This window comes from Candidatus Leptofilum sp. (assembly GCF_965223525.1).
GTDB lineage: Bacteria > Chloroflexota > Anaerolineae > Promineifilales > Promineifilaceae > Leptofilum.
Genome location: NZ_CBDCWX010000004.1, coordinates 148,952 through 172,419, shown reverse-complemented (window position 1 = coordinate 172,419; position 23,468 = coordinate 148,952). Strand labels below are relative to the sequence as shown.

20 protein-coding genes are annotated in these 23,468 nt (G+C 51.6%); 14 read left to right on the top strand and 6 right to left on the bottom strand.

The window, feature by feature from the left end:
• Positions 1-34 precede the first annotated feature (34 nt).
• The 10 genes from ACOQPM_RS00900 to ACOQPM_RS00855 all read left to right on the top strand — a co-directional run bounded on the left by ACOQPM_RS00900 (position 35) and on the right by ACOQPM_RS00855 (position 11,502).
• Positions 35-3,265, top strand: a complete 3,231-nt coding sequence (locus ACOQPM_RS00900; RefSeq protein WP_420627340.1) for a histidine kinase — start codon at positions 35-37, stop codon at positions 3,263-3,265.
• On the top strand, positions 3,258-3,914 hold the full coding sequence (locus ACOQPM_RS00895) for a response regulator (RefSeq protein ID WP_420627339.1): 657 nt from the start codon (positions 3,258-3,260) through the stop codon (positions 3,912-3,914). Before ACOQPM_RS00900 ends, ACOQPM_RS00895 begins: the two co-directional genes overlap by 8 nt.
• A 48-nt stretch (positions 3,915-3,962) precedes the next feature.
• A complete protein-coding gene (locus ACOQPM_RS00890; RefSeq protein ID WP_420627338.1) occupies positions 3,963-6,323 on the top strand; it encodes an ATP-dependent helicase in 2,361 nt (786 codons plus the stop codon).
• A 128-nt stretch (positions 6,324-6,451) separates the two neighbouring features.
• Positions 6,452-7,654: a class I SAM-dependent methyltransferase gene (locus ACOQPM_RS00885; RefSeq protein WP_420627337.1), complete on the top strand. Its 1,203-nt coding sequence runs from the start codon at positions 6,452-6,454 to the stop codon at positions 7,652-7,654.
• A gap of 54 nt (positions 7,655-7,708) precedes the next feature.
• Positions 7,709-8,053 (top strand): type II toxin-antitoxin system RelE/ParE family toxin, encoded by a 345-nt coding sequence (locus ACOQPM_RS00880; RefSeq protein WP_420627336.1) that lies wholly within the window; start codon positions 7,709-7,711, stop codon positions 8,051-8,053.
• Positions 8,054-8,055: 2 nt separating this feature from the next.
• Positions 8,056-8,337, top strand: a complete 282-nt coding sequence (locus ACOQPM_RS00875) for an XRE family transcriptional regulator (protein ID WP_420627335.1) — start codon at positions 8,056-8,058, stop codon at positions 8,335-8,337.
• Positions 8,338-8,342: 5 nt separating this feature from the next.
• Complete coding sequence (locus ACOQPM_RS00870) at positions 8,343-8,633, top strand: hypothetical protein (RefSeq protein WP_420627334.1); 291 nt, start codon at positions 8,343-8,345, stop codon at positions 8,631-8,633.
• 21 nt (positions 8,634-8,654) lie between these two features.
• Positions 8,655-9,596: a hypothetical protein gene (locus ACOQPM_RS00865; RefSeq protein WP_420627333.1), complete on the top strand. Its 942-nt coding sequence runs from the start codon at positions 8,655-8,657 to the stop codon at positions 9,594-9,596.
• A gap of 22 nt (positions 9,597-9,618) precedes the next feature.
• Positions 9,619-10,653, top strand: a complete 1,035-nt coding sequence (locus ACOQPM_RS00860; protein WP_420627332.1) for a hypothetical protein — start codon at positions 9,619-9,621, stop codon at positions 10,651-10,653.
• A 39-nt stretch (positions 10,654-10,692) separates the two neighbouring features.
• A complete protein-coding gene (locus tag ACOQPM_RS00855; protein ID WP_420627331.1) occupies positions 10,693-11,502 on the top strand; it encodes an NYN domain-containing protein in 810 nt (269 codons plus the stop codon).
• Positions 11,503-11,504: 2 nt separating this feature from the next.
• Here ACOQPM_RS00855 and sigJ read toward each other — a convergent pair whose 3' ends face one another.
• Both sigJ and ACOQPM_RS00845 read right to left on the bottom strand, forming a co-directional pair.
• A complete protein-coding gene (gene sigJ, locus ACOQPM_RS00850; protein WP_420627330.1) occupies positions 11,505-12,380 on the bottom strand; it encodes an RNA polymerase sigma factor SigJ in 876 nt (291 codons plus the stop codon).
• 7 nt (positions 12,381-12,387) lie between these two features.
• Complete coding sequence (locus ACOQPM_RS00845) at positions 12,388-13,632, bottom strand: NAD(P)/FAD-dependent oxidoreductase (protein ID WP_420627329.1); 1,245 nt, start codon at positions 13,630-13,632, stop codon at positions 12,388-12,390.
• 597 nt (positions 13,633-14,229) lie between these two features.
• Here ACOQPM_RS00845 and uvrB point away from each other — a divergent pair.
• On the top strand, positions 14,230-16,308 hold the full coding sequence (gene uvrB, locus ACOQPM_RS00840; RefSeq protein ID WP_420627328.1) for an excinuclease ABC subunit UvrB: 2,079 nt from the start codon (positions 14,230-14,232) through the stop codon (positions 16,306-16,308).
• A gap of 37 nt (positions 16,309-16,345) precedes the next feature.
• The gene (locus ACOQPM_RS00835) at positions 16,346-16,831 is read left to right on the top strand and encodes a DinB family protein (protein WP_420627327.1); all 486 of its coding nucleotides are present in this window, start codon (positions 16,346-16,348) and stop codon (positions 16,829-16,831) included.
• Positions 16,832-16,913: 82 nt separating this feature from the next.
• Here ACOQPM_RS00835 and ACOQPM_RS00830 read toward each other — a convergent pair whose 3' ends face one another.
• From ACOQPM_RS00830 to ACOQPM_RS00820, 3 genes are all read right to left on the bottom strand, one after another.
• On the bottom strand, positions 16,914-17,963 hold the full coding sequence (locus tag ACOQPM_RS00830) for an aldo/keto reductase (RefSeq protein WP_420627326.1): 1,050 nt from the start codon (positions 17,961-17,963) through the stop codon (positions 16,914-16,916).
• 92 nt (positions 17,964-18,055) lie between these two features.
• Positions 18,056-18,427: a MerR family transcriptional regulator gene (locus ACOQPM_RS00825; RefSeq protein ID WP_420627325.1), complete on the bottom strand. Its 372-nt coding sequence runs from the start codon at positions 18,425-18,427 to the stop codon at positions 18,056-18,058.
• Between the two features lie 166 nt (positions 18,428-18,593).
• Positions 18,594-19,085, bottom strand: coding sequence for a DinB family protein (locus ACOQPM_RS00820; RefSeq protein WP_420627324.1), 492 nt, complete (start codon positions 19,083-19,085; stop codon positions 18,594-18,596).
• 161 nt (positions 19,086-19,246) lie between these two features.
• On the opposite strand from ACOQPM_RS00820, the gene ACOQPM_RS00815 reads away from it, so the two are divergent.
• The gene (locus tag ACOQPM_RS00815; RefSeq protein ID WP_420627323.1) at positions 19,247-19,777 is read left to right on the top strand and encodes a hypothetical protein; all 531 of its coding nucleotides are present in this window, start codon (positions 19,247-19,249) and stop codon (positions 19,775-19,777) included.
• 22 nt (positions 19,778-19,799) lie between these two features.
• Positions 19,800-21,563, top strand: a complete 1,764-nt coding sequence (locus ACOQPM_RS00810; RefSeq protein ID WP_420627322.1) for a dynamin family protein — start codon at positions 19,800-19,802, stop codon at positions 21,561-21,563.
• A gap of 51 nt (positions 21,564-21,614) precedes the next feature.
• Here ACOQPM_RS00810 and pabB read toward each other — a convergent pair whose 3' ends face one another.
• Positions 21,615-23,414 carry an aminodeoxychorismate synthase component I gene (gene pabB / locus ACOQPM_RS00805; RefSeq protein ID WP_420627321.1) on the bottom strand — a complete coding sequence of 600 codons (1,800 nt, stop codon included), beginning with the start codon at positions 23,412-23,414 and terminating at the stop codon, positions 21,615-21,617.
• Positions 23,415-23,468 lie beyond the last annotated feature (54 nt).

Below are 23,468 nucleotides of genomic sequence, written 5' to 3'. Positions count from 1 at the left end.
TTATAATGCGCCAAACGATTTAGGCGATGATTGTATGGAGAACCAAAACCAGCGATTAGATATCCTGCTTTTGAAAGAATTTAATCAAACGGCCGTTTTCCGCACTGTTTGGTTTGTCGTAACAACGGCCGTTGTTGTTCTGCTCGCCATGGCTACCCCACTGCGCTACGAAATGCTGCGGAGTGATATTTATAACTATGAAGCTGGGTTGCAAGCGTTGGGGCTATCACTCACCTTTTTTGCTATCTACTTTGTTAGCTGGGAACTGGTTGTCATTGTGGGTTCACTACTGGTCGCAGGGTTGATTGTTTGGCAGCGGGCAGATGATTGGTTTGCCATGCTGGTCGCGCTGGGTTTCACGCTGTTTGGGCTTGTTCCCCCTCTTATTGATGGGCTGCAATTTGCAAATCCAAAGTGGGCATTCCCCATATCCGCCCTGCGCCTGATGATTATGGGGATACTGATGGCGGTCTTTTGCCTCTTTCCCAACGGCCGTTTCCAACCCAAATGGACGCGGTGGCTGTTAATATCATGGGCTGTCTTCTCGATTGGTATACTCATGAGGAGTCCACTGATGCTGGCCGATACGGCCGTGCTGCCCAATACGCGTAGTTGGCAAGACGCGATTTGGTTGTTGATTAGCGTTGCCTGGTTCTCTGTGGCAATTGCAGGGCAAGTTGTACGCTATCGCCGCCACGCCACTCCATTGGAAAAACAGCAGATGAAGTGGGTGCTGTTTGGATTCGCCATTCTGGTGTTCTTTTCAATTATCAGTGCCTTACTGCTGATAAACAATCCCAACATTAACAATTCGGCCGTAAACAGAGTGCTGTTCACACTCGTGGCAGGTGGGCTCTACCTGCTTTTGGCGTTGGCTCTGCCAGCGGCCATGGCGCTTTCTATCTTGCGTTACCGCTTGTGGGACGTGGACATTTTGCTCAACAGGACATTGGTGTATGGCGGATTGACGGCGTTGATAACGGCCGTATACATTCTCCTTGTCGGCGGTATCGGCACATTAGCAGTTGGTTCGCAAAGCAATGGGGCAGCCGTTGTGGTAGCGACTGCGGTGGTCATGTTAGGGATACGGCCGTTGCATCGCTGGCTAGATAGTAAAGTCAATCACCTAATCCCCGTCCAAAAAACAGTTTTCTACCCTCATAAAAATTCGCAACCTGTGTTGGTGAAGCAACTCAGAATCGGCTGGATTATCAATTTGCTTTTGGTAAGCATCTTATTTGTGATGGGCATAATCGAACAGGCAAAATTAGGCTCCTTCTTACATCCGGCCGAAATTTCACAATTCTCTGATTTGGCTATTTCCCGATTATTAAATGAAAACATTTTCATCACCCACCCGGATTTCGGTGTGTGGGTTTTGCTTGCCTCATATGGGCAAGCCGTCATATTTGCCGGGGTTGGGTTGTATATTTTTAAAAGAAAATCTAATGATGTCATGGGTATCGTTGCCTCATGGATGTTTCTGTCAGTTGGTATTGGATTTACGCCTGCGATTGTTGGTTTGCCCGTTTTGGCAGCGATTTGGCATATTCCTGTTACCGTTTTTCAAATCGGGATGTTTGGATCCATAATCCTTTTCTTGACCTTATTCCCGAACGGCCGTTTTTACCCCAAACAGTCCAAATTGCTTTTTATTGTTTGGTTCATTTTTATGCTGTTATGGATTCCCTTTCCCCAACTCAATTTACACCGTTCAACAGCCATCTGGCCCGCTTTCACCTTTGTCCTGGTCGTTATTGTTGGAATTATCGCCCAACTTTTTCGCTATCGGCTTATTTTTAACGAGGTGCAGAAACAGCAAACAAAGTGGGTCATTTTTGGCTTCATATTTGCGAATAGCGGGTTGCTAGGAATTGGAATTTTGACCCAATTCGATTTATTACTTACAACAACGTTCCATTTGTTGGGGTTTCTGTTCCTTGCTTTAGCACCTGTCGTTATACCGATCACAATCACGATTGCCTTATTACGCTACCGGCTTTGGCAAATTGACATTCTCATCAACCGAACATTGGTCTATGGGGGATTAACAGCTATTATCCTCTTAACCTACACCCTGTTAGTTGGCGGCTTCAGCCTATTGTGGCGATCACAGAACAATCTAATAATCTCCCTTTTGGCAACCGGGTTGATAGCAGTTCTATTCCAACCAATTCGTGAACGACTACAGCGCGCTGCCAATCGGCTCATGTTTGGTGATAGAGACGATCCGTATGGAGTCCTGTCGAAATTGGGAGTACAGCTACAAACAACTGCCACTCCGGAAGCCACGCTCCAATCAGTCGTGCAAACCATCGCCAACACGCTCAAACTTCCTTATGTCGCCGTCAAATTGGCCGACGAGCAAGGAGCATTAGGGGGCGCAGCTACAGGAAAGGCTGTGACAGATACAATTGAACTCCCTCTGCGCTACCAGAATGAGCCTGTGGGGAATCTGGTTGTGTCGCCCCGTTCGCCAGGAGAATCTTTTACTGCTCATGAGCAGCAGCTCCTCAACCACCTAGCAGCACAAGCGGGTGCGATGGCTTATTCTGTACGTTTGACGGCCGCTTTGCAACGTTCAGCCACTGCCTTGCAGCAATCGCGTGAAAAATTAGTCCTCACCCGTGAGGAAGAACGCCGCCGCATCCGCCGCGATTTGCATGATGGGCTCGGCCCTACGCTGGCTAGCCAAACCTTTGCTTTAGACACCGCTCTCGATCTGCTGGAAACAGACCCACAGGCAGCGGCCGACCTCTTGCAATCTCTAAAATCCCAAAATCAAAAGACAGTGGCTGACATTCGGCGGCTGGTGTATGAATTACGTCCGCCAACGCTCGATGAGTTGGGTGTGGTGGGCGCGTTGCAAGCGCATATTGCCCAGCTAAATAGCAGTCACCCGCTGCAAATCCAAGTTACGACTATCCCTGACCCGCTGCCCGCCCTTTCTGCTGCTGTGGAAGTGGCCGCGTATCGCATTGTGCTGGAGGCAATTACAAATGTAGTGCGCCATGCTCAGGCGAAGCAGTGTTACGTGAGTTTATGCGTGGAGACTGGAAGCCGATCCCAATTACGCATCGAAGTTAGTGACGATGGCATCGGGTTACCGGCTAACCTTCAATCTGGACTAGGTTTACACTCTATGCGCGAACGCGCTGAAGAGTTGGGGGGGGGGTTGGTTATGAAAAATGAAGGGGGTGGGATGGATGTAACGGCCGTACTGCCCCTTTCTAACCCAAAGGAAGGATTTATTTATCATGGGTAAACAATCAATTGGCATTTTAGTCGTAGATGATCATAATTTATTTAGGCAGGGGCTGATTTCTTTATTGCAGGCTGCGCCAGAAACGGCCGTTATTGGTGAAGCGGGCACTGGTAAGGAAGCCATCGCTCAAGCAAAATCCACAAAACCGGATGTCATCTTGATGGACATTCAAATGCCAGATATGAACGGCATCGAAGCCACGCGCCGTATTTTGGCAGACCAGCCAAAGATTGGCATCATTATGCTTACAATGCTAGAAGATGATGATTCACTCTTTGCAGCGATGTGCGCCGGAGCGCGAGGCTACATTTTGAAGGGGGCCGACAAGGCAGAAGTGCTGCAAACCGTAACTGCCGTTGCTGAGGGACAAGCGTTATTCGGGCCGAAGATTGCCAGCAAATTGACAACTTTTTTTCGGAAAGGGCAAAAAATGGAAACGGCCGTGGTCCCTTTCCCAGAACTCACCGAGCGCGAACGGGAACTCCTGACACTCATCGCCCAAGGAGTTGGCAACAGCGACATTGCCGCCCGGCTGCACATCACCAACAAAACTGTTAGCAACCATATCTCCAATATTTTCAACAAACTTCAGGTTGCCGACCGCGCTCAGGCGATCATCAAAGCCCGTTCAGCAGGGTTAGGATATTGAGTGCCAATTCATAAATCAACCACGCCATTTTGACATGACGAACCCCCCGTGTCACGTTACAATAACCTCATGACTTTTTACCTTGATGGCTTGAATGAAGCACAAATTACGGCCGTTACCGCCCCCGAAGGCCCCATTTTAGTTTTAGCCGGGCCGGGCAGCGGCAAAACCCGCGTTCTGACGCACCGAATTGTCCACCTGATCCGGGAAATGAACGTAGCCCCGTGGCAAATTATGGCCGTCACCTTTACCAACAAAGCGGCCCGCGAGATGAACCACCGCATTGAAGAACTGCTAGACGGCCGTCCGCGTGGCCTGACGATGGGCACTTTCCACGCCACCTGCGCCCGCATTTTGCGGCAGGAAACCGATAATTTAGAGGGGTACCAGCGGGATTTTGTCATTTTTGATACGGCCGATCAGCAGCAAGTTGTTAAGCAAGCCCTGAAAGATTTGAACCTGGACGACAAAAAGTTCCCCGTTAACAAGATGCTCAACGGTATCAGCAATGCCAAAAATGAGCTGATTACTGCGGAAATGTACGCCGCCGGGAATTACATTGCCGAAGTGACTAAGCGGGTTTACGGCCGTTACCAACAAGTCCTCATCGCCAACAACGCCATGGATTTTGACGACCTGCTCATGAACACCGTTCTCCTGTTCGACCAGCGGCCCGATGTGCTGCAAAAATACCAGGAGCGGTACAAATACATTTTGGTAGATGAGTTTCAAGACACCAACACCGCACAGTACGGCCTGCTGCAAAGGCTGGCCGCCGCCAGACACAACATCTTCGCCGTGGGCGACTCCGACCAATCCATCTACAAATGGCGCGGGGCTGATTACCGCAACATCAACAAATTCCGCGAAACGTACCCGGACGCAGAACTGATCCTGCTGGAGCAAAATTACCGCTCCACCCAAGTCATTTTGGACGTGGCCAAAGCAGTCATTAAGCGAAACAAAAACCGCGTCCACAAAGAGCTGTTCACCACCCGCGCAGGCGGCGAAAAAATCACCGTGCGCGAAGTGTACGACGAGCGGGAAGAAGCAGACGTGGTGCTGAGCCAAATTCAAAATTTGCGACTGCAAGGCTACTCGCCGGGTGAAATGGCGGTAATGTACCGCACCAACGCTCAATCCCGCACGCTGGAAGAAGCGTTTATTCGCGCTCAGATGCCGTACAAGCTGGTAGGCGCAACCCAATTTTACAAGCGGCGTGAAGTGAAGGACGTCATTGCCTACCTGCGACTAGTGCATAATCCGCTCGATTCTGTGAGCTTAGCCCGCGTCATCAACACGCCCACACGCGGCATTGGAGCCAAAACGCAACAAAATTTGCAGGAGTGGGCATTCTACAACAGCATGTCTCCCAGCGAGGCGGTGGTGCGGCTGGCAACGGACCCCGACTTGCAGCATTCATTCCGGGGCCGTGCCTTCAACGCACTCAGTAACTTTGGTAACATGCTCAACGCCTGGCTTGTGGTGCGGGATTCGGCCACCGTCGGCGACCTGCTTGATTTGATTTTGGAGCAAACCAATTACCGCGACTACATCGAAAACAGTGCCAAAGACATAGACGAAGCGCGAGATCGCTGGGCTAACGTGATGGAACTGCGCGGTGTGGCCCTGATGAGCGAGGGATTGACGCTGGGTGAATTTCTTGAGCAAGTGGCCCTCGTCTCCGAGACGGACGATCTGGAAGACGACCCCAAAGCGGTAACGCTGCTAACGCTGCACGCGGCCAAAGGGCTAGAGTTTCCCGTGGTGTTCCTCACCGGGCTGGAAGATGGCGTGCTGCCCCACAGCCGCTCGATGGAAGATAGCGAATCGATGGCTGAAGAGCGGCGTCTGTTTTATGTGGGCCTTACCCGCGCCAAAGATGTTTTGTACATCACCCACGCCTTCCGCCGCACCTTTTTCGGCCAAACAGAGGTGGCTATCCCCTCCCGCTTTTTGCAGGACATTCCGATGAATTTAACCGAAGGTGGCACCGCCAAACAGCGGCGCGAATCCACATTTCAACAGGCAAGCAGTTGGAACTGGTCATCTTCATCTGGCTCAAATCGCTCATCAAGCGGCCGTCGGTCATCAAATCGTGGTGCCTCTCGCCCTGTCAGCCGAAAAAGCTATTCCTGGGCAGACAACACCCAAACCAGCAACCAATCACGAATCGCTAACCGTCCATCAAACCTGCCACAACCCCGCCATCAGGGGGACGCGCTTGAACCATCCGGCCCGCAAGTGGCGAGGTACAAAACAGGCCAAAAAGTGCGCCACAAAAAGTTTGGCGAGGGCACGGTCATCGAGAGCAAGCTGACGGGCAACGATGAGGAAGTGTCGGTGGCCTTTGCCGATGTGGGCGTGAAGCGGCTGGCGGCTAGCTTTGCCAATTTGGAAATTCTTTAGCCACAGAGAACACAGAGATTTTTGAGGATGGTCGAGGCTTAACAACCTACACTGTCATTGCCACGCAGGCGGCAATCCACGCTTTGGGAAATGGATACCCGCCTGCGCGGGTATGACATCAGCAAAATATGACCGATTACCAAAAGACAATACGCGAGGCCGTTTTAAACGAAGCTAACTTTGTGCGAGCCACCTTTAGCGGGCGGCAGCGGGGGCAGACGATTCGTTGGCAGCGGCTGGAGCTGCGCCCGGTGGAAGTACGGGGCAAGCGGCATTTGCAATTTTCCTTTTTTGATGCCAAACAGAACATTGTGAAGAATTATGTAGGGGAAACGGCCGTTTCCCACCTCACCGCCGCCCTCAACCTCCCTTTCCGCAACTTCCACATCATCACCCAAACCGAAACGATTCAAATCAATTTGAGCAAAAAGGGGAAACCGATCATCAATCGCAAGGCGACGGAAAAGCCGCAGACAGTTGATCTGGCGCACGATCGGCGTAAAAACACGATTTTGTCTGAGGGCGAAGATATTCCATTTTTGAAAGTGATGGGAGTGATGCGGAAGGACGGCCGTGTCAAAGCCAATCACCGCGCCAAGTTCCAGCAAATCAACGCCTTCCTCAAAATTCTGGATGAGATTGACGCGATTGCCGCCCTGCCAGAACCGATCCGCATGATTGATTTTGGCTGCGGTAGCGCGTACCTGACATTTGCCGCTTACCATTATTTGCACAACATTCTGGGCAAGCAAGCCCGCATCGTCGGCGTAGACGGGCAGGAGAAGCTAATCGCCAAAAACAAAAAGATTGCTGCTCAACTCGGTTGGGACAGTTTAACATTTGAGCAGGGCATGATTGTTGATTACCAAACCGACCACCCGCCGGACATTGTGGTGGCGCTGCACGCTTGCGACACAGCCACCGACGACACGCTGGCGCAAGGCATTCGCTGGCAAAGCGAGGTGATTATTGCCGCGCCATGCTGTCATCATCATTTGCAGGTGCAGTTAAAGGAACGGCCGTCTCCCTCTGAATTTAACGCCGTGATGCGCCACAATCTGCTGCATGAGCGGCTGGGCGACATCCTCACCGACGCCTTCCGCGCCGCCATTTTGCGGATGCACGGCTACCAAGTGTCGGCAATGGAGTTCATTTCGCCAGACCACACGCCCAAGAATTTGCTATTGCGGGCGGTGAGGAAGGGGTATAATGTGGGAGTGGAAACGGCCCCTTCGGCAAACTCAGGGCAAGCAGTTGCTGAATACGCCCAACTTCAACAATATTGGCAAGTCGAACCATACCTTGCTCAACTCCTCTCAATCAAATTGTGAAAACCGCTGCATTCTTATCTTGCTCAAGCGTACCAAAAATGATACACTCGCAGCATGAATGGCGAACCGCGCTTACAGGTCTACTTTTTCAAAACAGCCAATAATAAGCAGCCTGTTCGTGATTGGTTAAAAGGATTGCCCGTCGAAGATAGAAAAGTTATTGGCAACGATCTAAAAACTGCCCAATTTGGTTGGCCGCTTGGTATGCCACTTATTCGCAAGCTAGAACGAGACTTATGGGAAGTACGCTCCAGAATCCAGAACCGTATCGCTAGAGTTATTTTTACCGTTGATGGCGACAGAATGATTTTGCTACATGGCTTCATTAAGAAATCACAAAAAACGCCTAAAAGTGATCTACAACTGGCAAAACAGCGTCTGAAGGTACTGCGAGGATAAATATGGACGAGAAACATATCGGTGACACGTTGGATGATTTTTTAGCGGAGGAAGGCCTTTTAGCTGAGGCAGAAGCGGTTGCCATCAAGCGCGTTATTGCTTTCCAAATCTCTCAGCTAATGGAACAACAAAGATTGTCAAAAGCGGAGATGGCGAGGCGAATGCAAACTAGCCGTGCCGCTGTGGACAGATTGCTCGACCCAAGTAATGAATCTGCTACGCTGACCACGCTTGAAAAAGCAGCCCTCGCCCTCGGCAAACGATTACAGGTTGCTTTGGTCTAGTCGTTTTGCGCCATAACCTGCTGCACGAACGCCTGGGCGACATCCTCACCGACGCCTTCCGCGCCGCCATTCTGCGGATGCACGGCTACCAAGTGTCGGCGATGGAGTTCATTTCGCCAGACCACACGCCCAAAAATCTGCTTTTGCGGGCTGTGAAGAAAGGTGATAGCGGGGGAGAAACGGCCCCTTCGGCAAACTCAGGGCAAGCAATGGCCGAATACACTCAACTCCAACAATTTTGGCAAGTCGAACCTTACCTTAATCAACTTTTGGTAGATTCTAACTATAAGTTCTGAGTCAACTTTGGGGAATTTTTGATGCCAGAAATAATCGTACAACCTATCCATTTTGAAGATCGTAGCGGTTATGAGTTCGAGCGTTTAGCATTCGCCTATCTCCTTCGTACAGAAGAATGGGATTTGATTGAGTGGTACGGACAACTTGGTTCGGATCGTGGAAGGGACATTTGGGGAGTTTTATCAAATCGACATCGGATTTCTACCATCTGTTATCAATGTGCCAATCATCAAAGACTTACATTTAAAAAAGCTAAAGAAGACATTGATAAGATATGTTCTGGGCCTAATCAGGTGCCGAGCAAGTTTGTTTTAATTATTGGAGGGAAGATTTCAGCTAATATGAGAAATCGTATTGACGAATATGCAAAAAGTAAAGGCATATTCGCCGTGGAAATCTGGAGCGGAACCGAATTTGAAGAAAGGCTTCGAAAGGACACTCCTTCTCTTATTCGTAGATTTTGTGAAGGAGAAGCTTTCCCCGAAAGTGTGTCAGAAATTTCTGCTTTTATTCTAAAAGACGAAAAATTCGACGATAACAAGATACTTACAGCTTATGCTTCCTGTTTTGACAGACCTGCCTTTACAACTCCTTTCTATCGCGAAAGCAACTTGCCGCATTTCAAAAAGGCCATCGGCGACACCATTGAAGCTCTCCAAACAGGAATTCACAGGCTCCGTGATGGAACCATAATCAAGAGATTTCCTCCTCTAAACGAGATCCGAGACATAGAAGTACGAGACACTTTGAGAGAGATTGTAGTTGATCTACAAAAGCTGCGTGCTTCGTTTGAAAATCTTTTGAGAATCGGTGCAATTAGAGCTTGTGGCTGTGGTCGTGAAGATTGTCCTGTTTACTTTTTATCGTCAAACGCCTGCCATGAAATGGATTCTTTAAGGAGAGAAATCCTCGAAAAATTTAGGGCGTTTTTCCCTGAATTTCAGGTTGAAATATGGAGGTAAAAACACACACTCATTTCGGTATATGCCAAACCAAGCCAAACTCACTCTTCTACTCTTAGCACTTACCCTGCTCACCCTTGCCATCCCTCACCCCAGCCAAACGTTTGCCTCGGAATGTAGCGTCACCTCGGTGGGCTTTGTGCCGCTGAATGATTTAGGCGCGGGAACACACTTGGGCAGTCAGGGCGGCCTATACCCCAACGGCAGCAACGAGATACCCACTGCCCACGCCGCAGCCGGTTTGGCGATTGCCAACAGCATCCAGCCATTGAACAGTGCCGGGCAAGTGGATGTGGGAAACGGCCGTATCGTCCTCGTCTCTATCGGCATGTCCAACACGTCCCAGGAGTTCCAGGCATTTATGAGCCTGGCAGAAAATCACTCACTGCGCGCCGCCAACGTCGCTATTCTCAACGGAGCGCAAGGCGGCAAAACAACAGAAAAAATCTCAAACCCCACCGATGATTTCTGGCCCAATGTGGATCAGCGGCTGGCAATGGACGGCCTGACACCGCAGCAGGTGCAAATCATCTGGCTCAAGCAGGTTCGCAGCGATGTTGATCCCAGCGAAATTTTCCCTACCGATGCCGAAATTTTACAGAACCAGTTGCAAAGCATCGTGCAAATTGCCAAAGACCGCTTCCCCAATCTGAAAATCATCTACCTCTCCAGCCGCATTTACGCTGGCTACGCCTCTACCGACCTCAGCCCGGAGCCAGAAGCGTACCAAAGCGGCTTTGCCGTCAAGTGGCTCATTGAAGAGCAAATTAACGGCAATCCAGACCTGAACTATGATCCGATGTTGGGAACAGTGAATGCGCCGTGGCTGGCTTGGGGGCCGTATCTTTGGGCAGATGGCCTCATGCCACGCAGCGACGGCCTCACCTGGCTGTGCAGCGATTTTGTGGGAGACGGCACCCATCCTTCTGATGATGGCGCGGCTAAAGTGGCCGGGATGCTGCAAGATTTTTTTAGATCGGAGGCAACGGCCGTTTCCTGGTACATTGATCTCTCACAACTTTCCAATAAACAATTTCTCCCGCTGGTGTTAAAATAAGCCGAACAGGCAAACCTGCACACTTGCAAACTTAATCCCATGCACTACCTAATTGACGGCCACAACCTCATTGCCAAACTGCCAGACATTGATTTGAGCGACCCCGACGATGAAATTCAACTGATTTTGAAGCTGCGGCAGTGGACGGCCGTATCTATCAAGCGCGTCGTCACCGTCTATTTTGATGGCGGCATCCCCGGTGGCCACAACGTCAACCTCTCCAACTCACAAGTCAAAGTGATATTTGTCTCCAAAGGCAAAACGGCCGATTCCCTCATCATCGCCCGCATCAACCGCGTCAACAACCCACCCGAATACCGCCTCGTCAGTAGCGACCAAGAAATCATCAACGCCGCCAAGAAGCGAAAAATGCCCCACATTCGCAGCGAGCAGTTTGCTCACCGCCTCAATGGCGACAAAGAAGAACACATCTTGCCTGGTCCCACCGTCACGGATGACGATCCTATCATTAGCGATGCAGAAGTTGAACAGTGGCTCGACCTGTTCGGCCCTGTGGATGAAAATGCGCTCCGCAACCGCCCCAAACCAATCCCTCCCAATCGCCCCCTCCCCGAACCAGAGCCAGAACCGGAAGCCGAACCAGCCACCCCAAAACCGCCAGCCAGCAGCGACCGCAAAAATCCTGAACTGAGCGATGAGGAACTGCGCGAATGGCTCACCCTCTTCGGCGGCGAACCCAAGCAGGCAGCACCAACCACCAACAAACCAACCGCTGATAAACCAAAGACTAGAAAACCAGCTGCTAAAAAGAAAAAATCCTCCAACCCTCACGAACTTAGCAACGAAGATTTAGACGCCTGGAATGCCTACTTCGGCCAGGACGATTAAGATTAAATTCGTAAATGTGCCAGCTTCTTCCCGGCAATAAGCTGAATGAGAGCAATACGGCCGTCTACCGCATACACACAAATCACCACAAACGGTTTGCCACTGGCCGTGAGCAGGATTGTAGGACGGCCGTTTAGCGACACAATTTTGGCTTCCAGGTTTGGCGGCGATAGCTTTCGCACCCCCATCATAAATTGGCTTACAGATTGCTGACCGCGCAATACTCGAATAGCCGCGCCACGTTCGCCACCACCGTCTGGCATCAGCGTCACGTCTTCCGTTAGCATCGCCAAAAATCCAGCAAAATCCCCAACCTCCACCACCTGCAAAAAGCCCTGCAGCAGTCGCTCATGGTCAGCTGGATTGCTATCGAAGCGGGCGCGGCTGGTAGCAATGTGTTGTCGTGCCCGCCGCCCCAACTGACGGCAAGCCGCATCTGATTTCTCCAGCATTTCCCCAATTTCACCGTAACTGTACGCAAAGACTTCATGCAGCAAGAAGATCGCGCGCTCCGCTGGAGACAGCTTCTCCAACAGCGTCAGGAAGGCAATGGAAATTGAATCATGCAAAATCATTTGTTCTTGTGGGGTAGTTAACTCAGGCAAATGGGTGGTCAGCACCGGCTCCGGCAGCCAAGGGCCGAGGTACGTTTCGCGCTGCTGGCTGGCCGACTGGAGTCGGTTCAGACTAAGGCGGGTAGCAATCGTCGTTAGATACGCCTTCGCATTTTTCACTTGGGCAATTGGCACTTCCCGCGCCCGCAAATAGACATCCTGCACAATGTCTTCTGCCTCGGATGCCGTCCCCAACATGCGGTAGGCCAGCCCAAAGAGCAGCGGGCGATATGTTTCAAAATGGCTTGCTAATGATTTGGCCATGCAATCTCTAATCTCCACTCTCCAATCTTCCAACGGCCGTTTCCATCTTCCCCATTTTCTTCTGCTGTCGGGAAAATCGCCCCTTCCCAAACCAGAAGAAAAAGCCAGGCAGCCTGCGTTCAATCTTCAAAAAGGCCAGCAGCAGCCAAACAAAAAAGCTACGCAGGCGCACGGCCGTTTTCCGCCGAAAAATGGGGCCAACCGCACGGTCTGCCGGGAAAGTATTGAAGCCAACTGCATCGTGCGGCCCCATGCCAACCGCCTGTCCGTAAGTGGCAAAGCTCAACGGCCGCTGCGATTTTTGTTTGAGAACGGCCGTAAGGTTATCTGCCGCCAATGCCCCCGTCACCAAAGCCACAAAAAGGCTCATCCGCACAGGAGTGCCTGGGTCTTTCACGGGGCTCACGGCATCACCAACCGCATAAATGTTAGCATAACTCGTTGAGCGCAGAAATGGATCGGCTAACAGTTGGTTCAGTCCATTGACGGGAATACCAGCCTCTTTTGCCAAACCTGGCACCTGGAATCCGCCACACCAAATCGTCGCTGCCGCTGGCAAGAAACGGCCGTCTTGCAACTGCACCCCATCTTCACGAACCGTCTGCACCGGGCTGTTTTCACATAGCTCAATCCCTTGCTCCGCCAACGCCTCCAGCAAGTGCATCTGAATCCGCTCTCCCTTAAAATCACCAGCGGCTCCCGCCGTCACCAGCTTAACCGCCGACTGCAGATAGGTCGCCTTAACCTCGCAAGCCACCTCCAAACCAGTTGCGCCACCGCCCACAACGGCCACCGTCTCGCCAGACGACAGCTTGTTCAGTCGGTTTTGCATAGCGTCGGTCGCCCGCTCCCCAACTGCATCCAACGTGTAAGCAAATTGTGCCACGCCCGGAACCCCCTGCCGCCGGGTTTGGCTGCCCAAAGCGTAAACCAGATAGTCGTAGCCTAAAGTTTCCTCACCCCCATCTGTTTTGATGGCAACCGTTTGTACATCTGGATCGATGGCCGTTGCCCAGCCGCGCACAAAGGTTACGGCCGTTCCCCGCAGTAAATGAGCAATGACAGGCTGCCGAATCTTTGCCCCAATCGCTGCCTCATGTAAACGCGGCCGTTCCACAAAATGATCTAATCCATTCACCAACGTAATTTGCGTATTCAGCCGCTTTGTTTTACCCGCCAACCGCAAGGCCGCCATAATCCCAGCATACCCGCCACCTAAAACCAATATTCTCGTCGCTTGTTTCGTCATCATTTCACCTCATTAACTCATGTTACGCAGCGTAGATTTCAAAAGTCTAGATTTTCTCTGGTGTTGAACGAATCACCGAGAAGACTTTTGAAATCTTTTCCAGAGGAAGTGCGTAACATCAATCATTAAATTTTGGACATCAATTAACGCTGATTACCTTTCAATCCGCGTTTTCCGCGTTCATCCGCGTCCCATAACGCCTTTCTGCCAATTAAGACAAACAGCCCTGGCAAAACGTGACACGATCCTGAAAATTGCCACAAAATCGCGGCTTATAGCCGCAAATTGTGGTAGAATTACGAACTTGCGTTCTAATTCAAAAGATAGCTGCTGATGCTGTGGCCGGTCTCCTGACCTTGCCAGCAGAGGTGGCACGGTGGGACACCGGCCACAGCGCGAGAGGCTTAGTAGTTACTTCAAAATTTTCATTTATGACAGAGGCTGTCAAGAATAAAAGCTAAAATTGAAAGGTCTATCATCATCAAAGATTTAACAGATTGCAAAGATTCAATAATCTGCGAAATCTGCGAAATCTTTGATCAAAGCCTACATCAGGCTTACTTTTTGTCGAAGACCCAAAAGATTTTTTAGAGGGTAAACATGCCTAAATTTGAAATTCAATCCGATTTTGCGCCGATGGGCGACCAGCCAGTTGCCATAGAAAAGCTTGTCGAAGGGATGGATCGCGGGGATGGCTTTCAAACGCTCCTGGGTGCCACCGGCACCGGCAAAACGTTCACGATGGCCAACGTCATTCAGCAAACCCAGCGCCCCACCCTGGTGATTGCCCACAACAAAACCCTCGCCGCCCAGCTTTACAGTGAGTTCCGCGAATTCTTCCCCAAGAACGCCGTCTCTTACTTCGTAAGCTACTACGATTACTACCAGCCAGAAGCCTACGTGCCGCGCCACGACCTGTTCATCGAAAAAGAGACGCAAATTAATGATGAAATCGGCCGTTTGCGCCTACAAACCATGGCCAACCTGATGAGTCGCCAGGATGTGGTTATCGTTGCCTCCGTCTCCTGCATTTACGGCATTGGCAGCCCGGAAACGTGGGGACAGGTCACCGTCGGCATTGAACGCGGCGGCAGCTATCGGCGCGATACGCTGCTGCGAAGCCTGGTCAGCATTCAGTACGACCGCAACGATTTGGAACTGCGGCGCGGCACCTTCCGCGTGCGCGGCGACACGTTGCAAATCTTCCCTGCCTACGCCGAAACGGCCTACTCCGTTGAGTTTTGGGGAGATGAAGTAGAGCGCATCAGCGAATTTGACGCCCTGACGGGCGAAGTGCTGCTGGACATGGCCAAAATAGACATCTTCCCCGCCCGCGAGTTTGTAACCGATGAGGCCAAGCTGGCACAGGCCATCAACGACATCGAAGACGAGCTAAACGAGCAGATCGCCTACTTCAAAGAGAAGAATATGCTGCTGGAAGCGCAGCGCATCGAGCAACGTGCCAGCTACGATCTGGAAATGCTGCGCGAAATTGGCTTCACCTCAGGTATCGAAAATTACAGCCGCCATCTGGATCAGCGCAAACAGGGCGAGCCGCCCTGGACATTGATGGATTACTTCCCCGGCAACTACCTGCTCATTCTGGATGAAAGCCACATGACCATCCCTCAGGTGCGCGGCATGTATGCTGGGGATCGCAGCCGCAAGCAAACGTTGGTGGATTACGGTTTCCGGCTGCCCAGCGCAATGGATAATCGGCCCCTAAATTTTGACGAGTTCAATGACCGCATCAACCAGGTCATTTGCACCAGTGCCACGCCGGGGCCGTATGAAATGGAGCATTCCAGCCAAATTGTGCATCAGGTCATCCGCCCCACCGGCATCTTGGATCCAGAAGTGGAGGTTCGTAGCGCCAAAGGGCAGGTGGACGACCTGCTGGGCGAAATCAACCAGCGCACGGGGCGTGGGGAGCGGGTGCTCGTCACTACCCTCACCAAGCGCATGGCCGAGGATTTAAGCGACTACCTGCTGGAAATGGGCGTCAAAGTCCATTACCTACATTCTGAAGTTCACACGATTGAGCGGACGGAAATTTTGCGCGATTTGCGGATGGGCGTGTTCGATGTGGTTGTGGGCATCAACCTGCTGCGCGAGGGGTTGGACCTGCCGGAAGTCTCTCTGGTAGCCATTTTGGATGCCGATAAAGAGGGTTTCTTACGTTCGGAAACGTCGCTAACGCAAACAATTGGGCGTGCGGCCCGGCACGTCGAGGGCAAGGTCATCATGTATGCTGAGAAGATTACGCGCTCGATGCAGGCAGCGATTGACACCACCAACGAGCGGCGCGAACGGCAGATGGCCTACAATGAAGCCCACGGCATCGAGCCCAAGAGCATCTCTAAAGCTGTGCGCGATCTGACCGACGACATCGCCGAAGAGTACCAAGAGGGAGCGATGGTAGCGGAAGGCAAAGCCACCTACACCACCGCGGCCGATTTGCCTAAGGCGGAGCTGCATCAGATGATCAAGGAACTGGAAAAGCAAATGAAATCTGCCGCGCAAAGTTTGGAGTTTGAGAAAGCAGCCCAGCTACGCGATCAAATCATCGAGCTGCGGCAAATCATGGTGCTCAAAGATGCCGGAGCCGATGGCGACATCCCCGAATGGGAGCGAATGCGACGCCTGGATGAAGCGGGCATCAGTTACGATCTAGACTAGCCATTAAGGTTATTCGCTGATGGCAAGGAGAAAAGTTATGGACTCAACCCTCGTTGAAATGTTCAGGCATAATTTGTGGGCTAATTTGCGCTTGCTGGATGCTTGTTCAACATTGACACCAGAACAATTAGAGGCAGAAACTGAGGGCACGTACGGCCGTATCCAAAACACCCTCGTTCATTTGCTGGCCGCCGAAGGACATTATGTGACTTTGTTGACAGGAGTGAAGCCGGAACGGCCGTTAAGTGACCGGGATCCTCTGCCTGACATTGATGTCCTGCGCCAGTACGCTGAAAATAGCGGCAAAATGCTAATTGAAATTGCTCAAGAAGACCCATACGAAACAACATTAAAAGTCGCCTATCAGGGTGAAGATCACGACCTTCGTGCCGTGGTGCCTTTGGTGCAGGCCATTCATCACGCCAACGAACACCGCACCCACGTTGTTACCATCCTCAGCCAGCTTGGGCAGGAACCGCCGGAGCTTTCCGTTTGGGCTTACGATGACGAAACAAGTCGCTAAGCGCTTTCCGTACAAATCTCACTTCTGCTTATGCACAAAATTCCCCATACTATACTTCTTGGAGGTGCCTGTCACCTCGAACCTACCAACGGAATTGGGTTGGCTGCCAGCCTTGCCAGATTTCGTCTTCGCCACCGTAATAAGAGACGGTAAATTGGGTTGGTTTGGCAACTTCGTCAATCTTCTGCAACTCTTCCTGTGTCAACGGAACCGATAACGCACCAAGCGCATCTTCTAACTGCGCCAATGTGCGTGGGCCAATGATGGGTGCAGTGATGGCTGGTTGGTGAAGCTGCCAGGCAAGTGCTAGTTGGGCTAAGGTGCATTCTTTTTGTTGGGAAACGGCCGTTACCATCTCTACCACCTCAAACACAGACGGCCGATAATGTTCCCGGCCAAACCGCTCCCAAAACTCACTATAACGCGAATCTTCCGGCACGGCCTCATCTGGGCGATATTTGCCTGTGAGAAAGCCACCTGCCAGCGGTGCCCAAGGGATAATCCCCAAACCATAGCTTCGCGCCATGGGCAAAAGCTCCCGCTCAATGCGCCGATCCAGCAAATTGTAGGGCGGCTGCTCACAAACAAAGCGATTCAGCCCGTACTCCTTTGCCACCCACAGAGCCTCGATGAGCTTCCAGGCTGGGAAGCCACTGGTGCCAATATAGCGCACTTTGCCTGCCCGAATGAGATCGTCCAGCGCACGTAATGTTTCATCAATCGGCACAGTTGGGTCGGCCGCATGAAGTTGGTACAGATCAATCCACTCCGTATTCAGGCGGCGCAGTGATTCGTGGCACTGCTCGATGATATGGCGACGGCTATTCCCCCCACCATTTGGCTCCGCGTGCATGGGGTAATGCACTTTGGTCGCCAGCACAATTTTGCTGCGCTTGCTGCTGGGCTGGAGTGCTTGGCCAACGATTTGCTCGCTACGGCCGCGTCCTTCATGGTAGTTGCCCGGCTCATGGCCATAGACGTTGGCCGTATCAATAAAGTTTATGCCGCTATCAATCGCGTGGTCAATAATCTGAATAGCGTCGGTTGCGTTGGTACGGCCGCCAAAATTCATGCAGCCTAAACAGAGGCGACTGACCTGCACGCCAGTGCGCCCTAGCGTTGTGTATTCCATTTTTTTTGCTCCTTTTGGATAATGTCATACCCGCGCAGGCGGGTATCCACCTTTTTGCGGCACATGGATTCCTGTCTTCACGGAAATGACGGTTAAAGCTCTGCTTCTAAGCCTCGGTAAAATTGCAGTTTGTCATCCAACTTTGCCAGAAAGCCTTGTAGTTCTTCAATGCGGTTTCTAATTTTTTGGCGATGGGCGTCCAAAATTTCACAGCGGGCGGGGATGGAATCATTCCCAGAGCGAGTTAGCTGCACAAATTCGCGGATGGTTTCAATGGGCATCCCGCTACTGCGGAGCAGCTTAATCCAGCTAATCCAGCCCAAATCCTGTTCATCATACACGCGGTGGCCGCTGCCATTGCGCTGAATACCAGGCAAAATGCCGATCTCTTCATAGTAGCGAAGCGTATAAACCGTCAAGCTCATTTTCTCCGCCGCCTGTTTAATCGTAAGCTGTTGTTCCATGCAATTTTCCTAACTTATAGCACGCATTGTAGATTTCAAAAGTCTTGTTTCTCTCTGGTGTTAAGCGAATTGCCTTGGAGACTTTTGAAATCTTTTCTGTTGCTCATTTGCGGGCATTGTAACAGTTCGAGTGCGCTCGAAGTCAAGGGGTAGGCTGTATCTCCCCTCACATCCCCCGCCAGACCAAATATCCCTCGAAATCTAGCTCGCCGGGGGAACGGCCGTATCCAGTCAACATAGCAGCCGCTTCACTGCGATGGTAAGTGCCATCATTAATCACATGCAGAATCGTTTGCCAACGGGTCCGCTGAATATTGTCTTCCGTGCGCCAAACGGCGTTCAGAGTGGCATCATCTAGGCTGGCAATGTAAGCCAGCCACGCCGCCTCTTCCCGCTGCCAGCGTGCCCGCAGGCTAGCCACATCGGGGAAATCTTCCTCGCTTAAAACACCCGTATCCGGTAGATTTTGCAGAGCCACGCGCCAGCCGTACTCGGTATCCAGCAGATGCACCAGCGTGCCGCGCAGGCTGTGCCAGCCGGGGTCTGGCGTCACCGAACGTATAAAATCCTCTACGGAAATTTGCTCACAGGCGGTCAATATCTCGTTATCTGCCCAGAAGTTGTACGCAATCAATGTTTCGATATCGCTTTTGTGCATCAATGCTCCTTTTTCCAATACCCGATTACGCCCGTAGAGACGTTGCAATGTAACGTCTCTACATACCGCTTGTGTACAATTTTCCCCATGTTATACTTTTCTGACAATTGTTGTTTGGATATGACAGATTGTGTCTGTCTATTCTCAATGGTGTCAAAAACATGAGCATTATCCTGAACAAAATACTCAAGCGACACTGGCTTATTCTTCTTTACTTGATTTGGTTTTTGATTGGGGTATTGGCCTTTCCTGCCGATTTTTTAAAATGGTTTATTTTCATTTTTGCTTGGGCCATTTTAGGAATCATTGTTTTAACTGGTGCAACGCTTTACAAATATGCAAATTCAACCAAATCTTTTATTTTGACAATTGTTGGCATTCTCATTATCTTGCCAATAGGATTCATCACAACCTTAATTTGTGCAGGGGAATACAGCACCGCGCTACACAAATCTGTTGTCCGCAATTTTGTGGATGAATTTCAGGAAACGGGCTTGATAACTGAAAGTTATGAAATTTCAGACCCAAAATTGTCTCGGCTCGTTGATCAAATACCTTCAGAAGATGAGTTTACTATTGAAACTGAAGAGTTTTTCTTTGGGAATTACACTTTTTCTATTCATTTTATAGAGAGTGAGAGTGAAATAACAATCAACATCATTAAATACGACGGAATCTGGCGTATTTCTTGAGAATTTTCTACAGGGATAATCTATGGACGCTATTCTAAACACAGAGCAAGAAGAATTGCTCAAACGCACCCGCGACACGCTGGGCCAACTGCGTGACTTACTGGGCGATACGGCCGCTTCCACCGAAGATCGCACCGCCCTAGCTGACTCAATCCGCCAACTGGATGATTTATTCCTGCTGGTGGTGGCTGGTGAGTTCAACGCGGGCAAATCTGCCTTCATCAACGCCTTTTTGGGGCAAGAGCTGCAAACCGAGGGCGTGACCCCCACCACCAGCCAAATCTATCTGCTGAAATATGGCGAAGTAACCAATCTCGTTCCGGGCGACAAAGGCGTCTGGGTGCAAACCGCCCCCATCGAAATGCTGAACAAGATCAGCATTGTGGACACACCGGGCACTAACGCCATCCTGCGCGAACATGAAGCCCTCACGGCCGAATTTATCCCCCGTTCTGATTTGGTTTTGTTTATCACCTCGGCTGATCGGCCGTTTAGCGAAAGCGAGCGCAATTTTTTGACCCAGATTCGAGATTGGGGCAAGAAAATTGTGCTGCTGGTGAACAAAACCGACATCCTTACCGAAGAAGGTGAGCGCAACCAGGTGATTGAGTTTGTGCAGGATTCTGCCAAAAATTTGGTGGGGGAGATTTCAGCGGTGTTCCCCATCTCGGCTAAACAGGCGCAGCACGCCAAGGCGGGGCAACCGCAATTGTGGGCAGAAAGTGGCTTTGAGCCGCTGGAGCAGTTTATTCACGACACGTTGGACGATGACGGCCGTTTCCGGCTCAAGCTGCTCAATCCATTAGGCGTAGGACTCAAGCTGGTTCGCAAACAGCTAACCCACAGTGAATCTGACCTGGCATCGCTGCAAGATGATCGCCAACTGCTGGACGATATTGAGCGGCAAATGCTCTATTACGACGAGGACATGCAGCGCAACTTCAAAGCCCGCCTCAGCGAAGTTGACAACATTTTGTACGCGATGGAAAAGCGCGGCGATGATTTTTTTGACGAGATGATTCGCTTTAGCCGCGTTACTGATTTGATGCGCTCGCGCAGCTTGGAAAAAGCGTTCGAGACCAAGGTGGTAGCCGACACCCCCAAGCAGATTGAAAATCGCGTCAGCGAATTGGTTGACTGGATGGTGGAGCAAGACTTACGGCAGTGGACGGCCGTTGCTGAACATATGGCCCAGCGCAAAGAAGCCCACGACAACCGCGTCGTGGGGCAATCTGGCCCCAAAGAAGGTACGCTGGCCTACGACCGTGCCCGGCTGGTTAGCTCCATCGGAGCCGCTACCCAACGCGCCGTAGAAACCTACGACAAAGACAAAGAAGCAACAGAACTGGCCGAGGTAGCGCGTTCCGCCGTGGTAGGCACAGGGCTGGCGGGTGCTGCTGGCGCAGCCGGTTTAGGCTTGGCATTAACTGGCGGGTTGCAGCTAGTCTTTTTGGACGTAACAGGCGTCGTGGCAGGCATTGCCTTTGCCACGCTGGGGGCACTCATCTTGCCAGCACGCCGCCGCAGAGCAAAACGTGAGTTAGAAGAAAAGCTGGCAGCCCTGCGCCAAAAATTGGTTGGCAGCCTGACGGAACAGTTCACCCGCGAGATGGAGCGCGGCGCACAGCGCATCGAAGATACAATTGCCCCCTTTGCCCGCTTTGTCCGGGCTGAAAACGACAAAATCTCGGCACAGAGGGATGAACTAGTAGAGCTAGAGGCACACATCAGCGGCCTGCAAGCACAATTGAAGCTGGAAGCAATTGCCGAGGAAAGCGGAAGTTAGTGAGAAGTAGGGACGAGGTGACCGGGGATCATTTTTTCCAAGCGAACCATCTTATCCTCCGGTCGCCTCGCCCAAAATGTTGCAATAGACACCCATTCCCCATCCTCTAACCGAATTCAGCAAATAAATCCCCTCACAACGTTCTAAATCAGCAAGGCGCAAGACTTTTTCGCGCAGGGGCAGGCCACCTGGGTTCTGAAAACCAGCGGGGGTTTTGAGCAAATAGCTGCGAAAGGTGCCGCCTAGCAAGCCAGACTCAATGGGCGGCGTCACCAGTTCGCCATCCAGCAGCAGGGCGATGTTGGAACTACTGGCTTCGGTCAGTTCGCCGCGTTCGTTGTGCAGAATGACGTCGTCGCAGTCCGGGCGGGAAGCGCGAGCATCTTCGTAAAGCTGGCGGCGGGTGGTTTTGTGGTACAGCCAAACAGTTTGCGAATTGATTGGCTCCTTCGCTAATCCGATACGCACCGGGTTTGGCCGTGCACCGACGCTCAGCGGAACAGTTTGCAGAGTGATACGGCCGTCCTGCCCCAACAATAATCGCACTTTGACGGGTTCGGTGAGTGTTTGGCACAGGGAATCAAGTTGAGCAAGAACGGCCGTTTCCCCCCACTCAATCCCAAAATATTCAGCCGAGCCGCGCAATCGCGCCAAATGCTCATCTAGTAAAAAGAGGCCACCGTCCGGCTGCCACAGCATGGTTTCGATAAGTGAGAAAGACGGCCGTTTCTCCGTTAGCACCCGCGATTTCACCTTGCACTCCTCATACTCATCCGCCGCCACCGAATCCCAAACGATGCCGCTGCCCACACCGTAGGTGGCTTGCTCCCGCTCACGATCCACCAACACCGTGCGAATGGCGACGTTGAACTGTGCCGTCCCATCCGGCGCGAGGAAACCAATCGAGCCTGTGTACACGCCACGCGGCTGTGGCTCTAATTTCTTGATAATTTCCATCGTTCTCACTTTCGGTGCGCCAGTGATCGAGGCGCAGGGGAACATATTTGCCAAAATCTGGCTCAACGGGGCGTGGGTTTGGGCTTCCACGGTGGAGGTCATTTGCAGCAGCGTGGGGTATCGCTCCACCTCAAACAGCTTCGGCACATGGACGCTGCCAATTTCGGCCACACGCCCCATGTCGTTGCGGATCATGTCCACAATCATCACATTTTCGGCGCGGTTTTTCTCTGAATGGGTCAGCCAGGCGATGTTGGCTTTGTCTTGCGCTAAAGTGAGGCCGCGAACGGCCGTTCCCTTCATCGGTTTGGCGTAGAGGCGAGTGCCATCTTTGCGAAAAAATAGCTCCGGTGAGGCCGAGCAAATGGCAAACCGCCCGATGTCCAAATACGCAGCATAATTTGCCTGCTGCGCCGCCACCAATTCCGCAAAATAGGCCAGCGGCTCCTCGGCAAAGTGGGCATGCTGCGGAAAGGTGTAGTTCACCTGGTAAGTATCCCCCGCCGCAATGTGATCTTTAATTTGCTGGATGGCGAAATCGTAGTCTGTTCGGCTGACCGCAGGTTGCCAATTACCTACAGTGGGAGATTGGAGAACTTGTCCTGAACTTGCCGAAGGATTGGAGATTAGCGATTCAATCTCCTCAAACCCATCAAACAACCCAAACCAAAGCAACGGCAGTCCATCAACTGGCGCGTGAACAGCCAAGTCAAAAGCGGCAGCGGCTTCGTAGCTAATGAATCCTGCCGCGTACAGGTTTTCAGCCTGAACGGCCGTTTCCAGTTCAACCAGCGCAGGCAAAACGTCTTGGGGAGAAACGGCCGTAACCACGCTTACTGGCTTCTGAAATTTACGCCAGAAACGGCCGTGTTGCAGTAGTACAAAGGGGAACATTCTTCCGGTAATCAGGGAACAGTAATCTGTAATCCGTGAACGGCAAACCGATTA

Bases quoted from the DNA above. Each gene is read 5' to 3' on its own strand.
- ACOQPM_RS00900 (WP_420627340.1), top strand. From the start codon at position 35: ATGGAGAACCAAAACCAGCGATTAGATATCCTGCTTTTGAAAGAATTT.
- ACOQPM_RS00895 (WP_420627339.1), top strand. From the start codon at position 3,258: ATGGGTAAACAATCAATTGGCATTTTAGTCGTAGATGATCATAATTTA.
- ACOQPM_RS00885 (WP_420627337.1), top strand. From the start codon at position 6,452: ATGACCGATTACCAAAAGACAATACGCGAGGCCGTTTTAAACGAAGCT.
- ACOQPM_RS00880 (WP_420627336.1), top strand. From the start codon at position 7,709: ATGAATGGCGAACCGCGCTTACAGGTCTACTTTTTCAAAACAGCCAAT.
- ACOQPM_RS00875 (WP_420627335.1), top strand. From the start codon at position 8,056: ATGGACGAGAAACATATCGGTGACACGTTGGATGATTTTTTAGCGGAG.
- ACOQPM_RS00865 (WP_420627333.1), top strand. From the start codon at position 8,655: ATGCCAGAAATAATCGTACAACCTATCCATTTTGAAGATCGTAGCGGT.
- ACOQPM_RS00860 (WP_420627332.1), top strand. From the start codon at position 9,619: ATGCCAAACCAAGCCAAACTCACTCTTCTACTCTTAGCACTTACCCTG.
- ACOQPM_RS00855 (WP_420627331.1), top strand. From the start codon at position 10,693: ATGCACTACCTAATTGACGGCCACAACCTCATTGCCAAACTGCCAGAC.
- sigJ (WP_420627330.1), bottom strand. From the start codon at position 12,380: ATGGCCAAATCATTAGCAAGCCATTTTGAAACATATCGCCCGCTGCTC.
- ACOQPM_RS00845 (WP_420627329.1), bottom strand. From the start codon at position 13,632: ATGATGACGAAACAAGCGACGAGAATATTGGTTTTAGGTGGCGGGTAT.
- uvrB (WP_420627328.1), top strand. From the start codon at position 14,230: ATGCCTAAATTTGAAATTCAATCCGATTTTGCGCCGATGGGCGACCAG.
- ACOQPM_RS00835 (WP_420627327.1), top strand. From the start codon at position 16,346: ATGGACTCAACCCTCGTTGAAATGTTCAGGCATAATTTGTGGGCTAAT.
- ACOQPM_RS00830 (WP_420627326.1), bottom strand. From the start codon at position 17,963: ATGGAATACACAACGCTAGGGCGCACTGGCGTGCAGGTCAGTCGCCTC.
- ACOQPM_RS00825 (WP_420627325.1), bottom strand. From the start codon at position 18,427: ATGGAACAACAGCTTACGATTAAACAGGCGGCGGAGAAAATGAGCTTG.
- ACOQPM_RS00820 (WP_420627324.1), bottom strand. From the start codon at position 19,085: ATGCACAAAAGCGATATCGAAACATTGATTGCGTACAACTTCTGGGCA.
- ACOQPM_RS00815 (WP_420627323.1), top strand. From the start codon at position 19,247: ATGAGCATTATCCTGAACAAAATACTCAAGCGACACTGGCTTATTCTT.
- ACOQPM_RS00810 (WP_420627322.1), top strand. From the start codon at position 19,800: ATGGACGCTATTCTAAACACAGAGCAAGAAGAATTGCTCAAACGCACC.
- pabB (WP_420627321.1), bottom strand. From the start codon at position 23,414: ATGTTCCCCTTTGTACTACTGCAACACGGCCGTTTCTGGCGTAAATTT.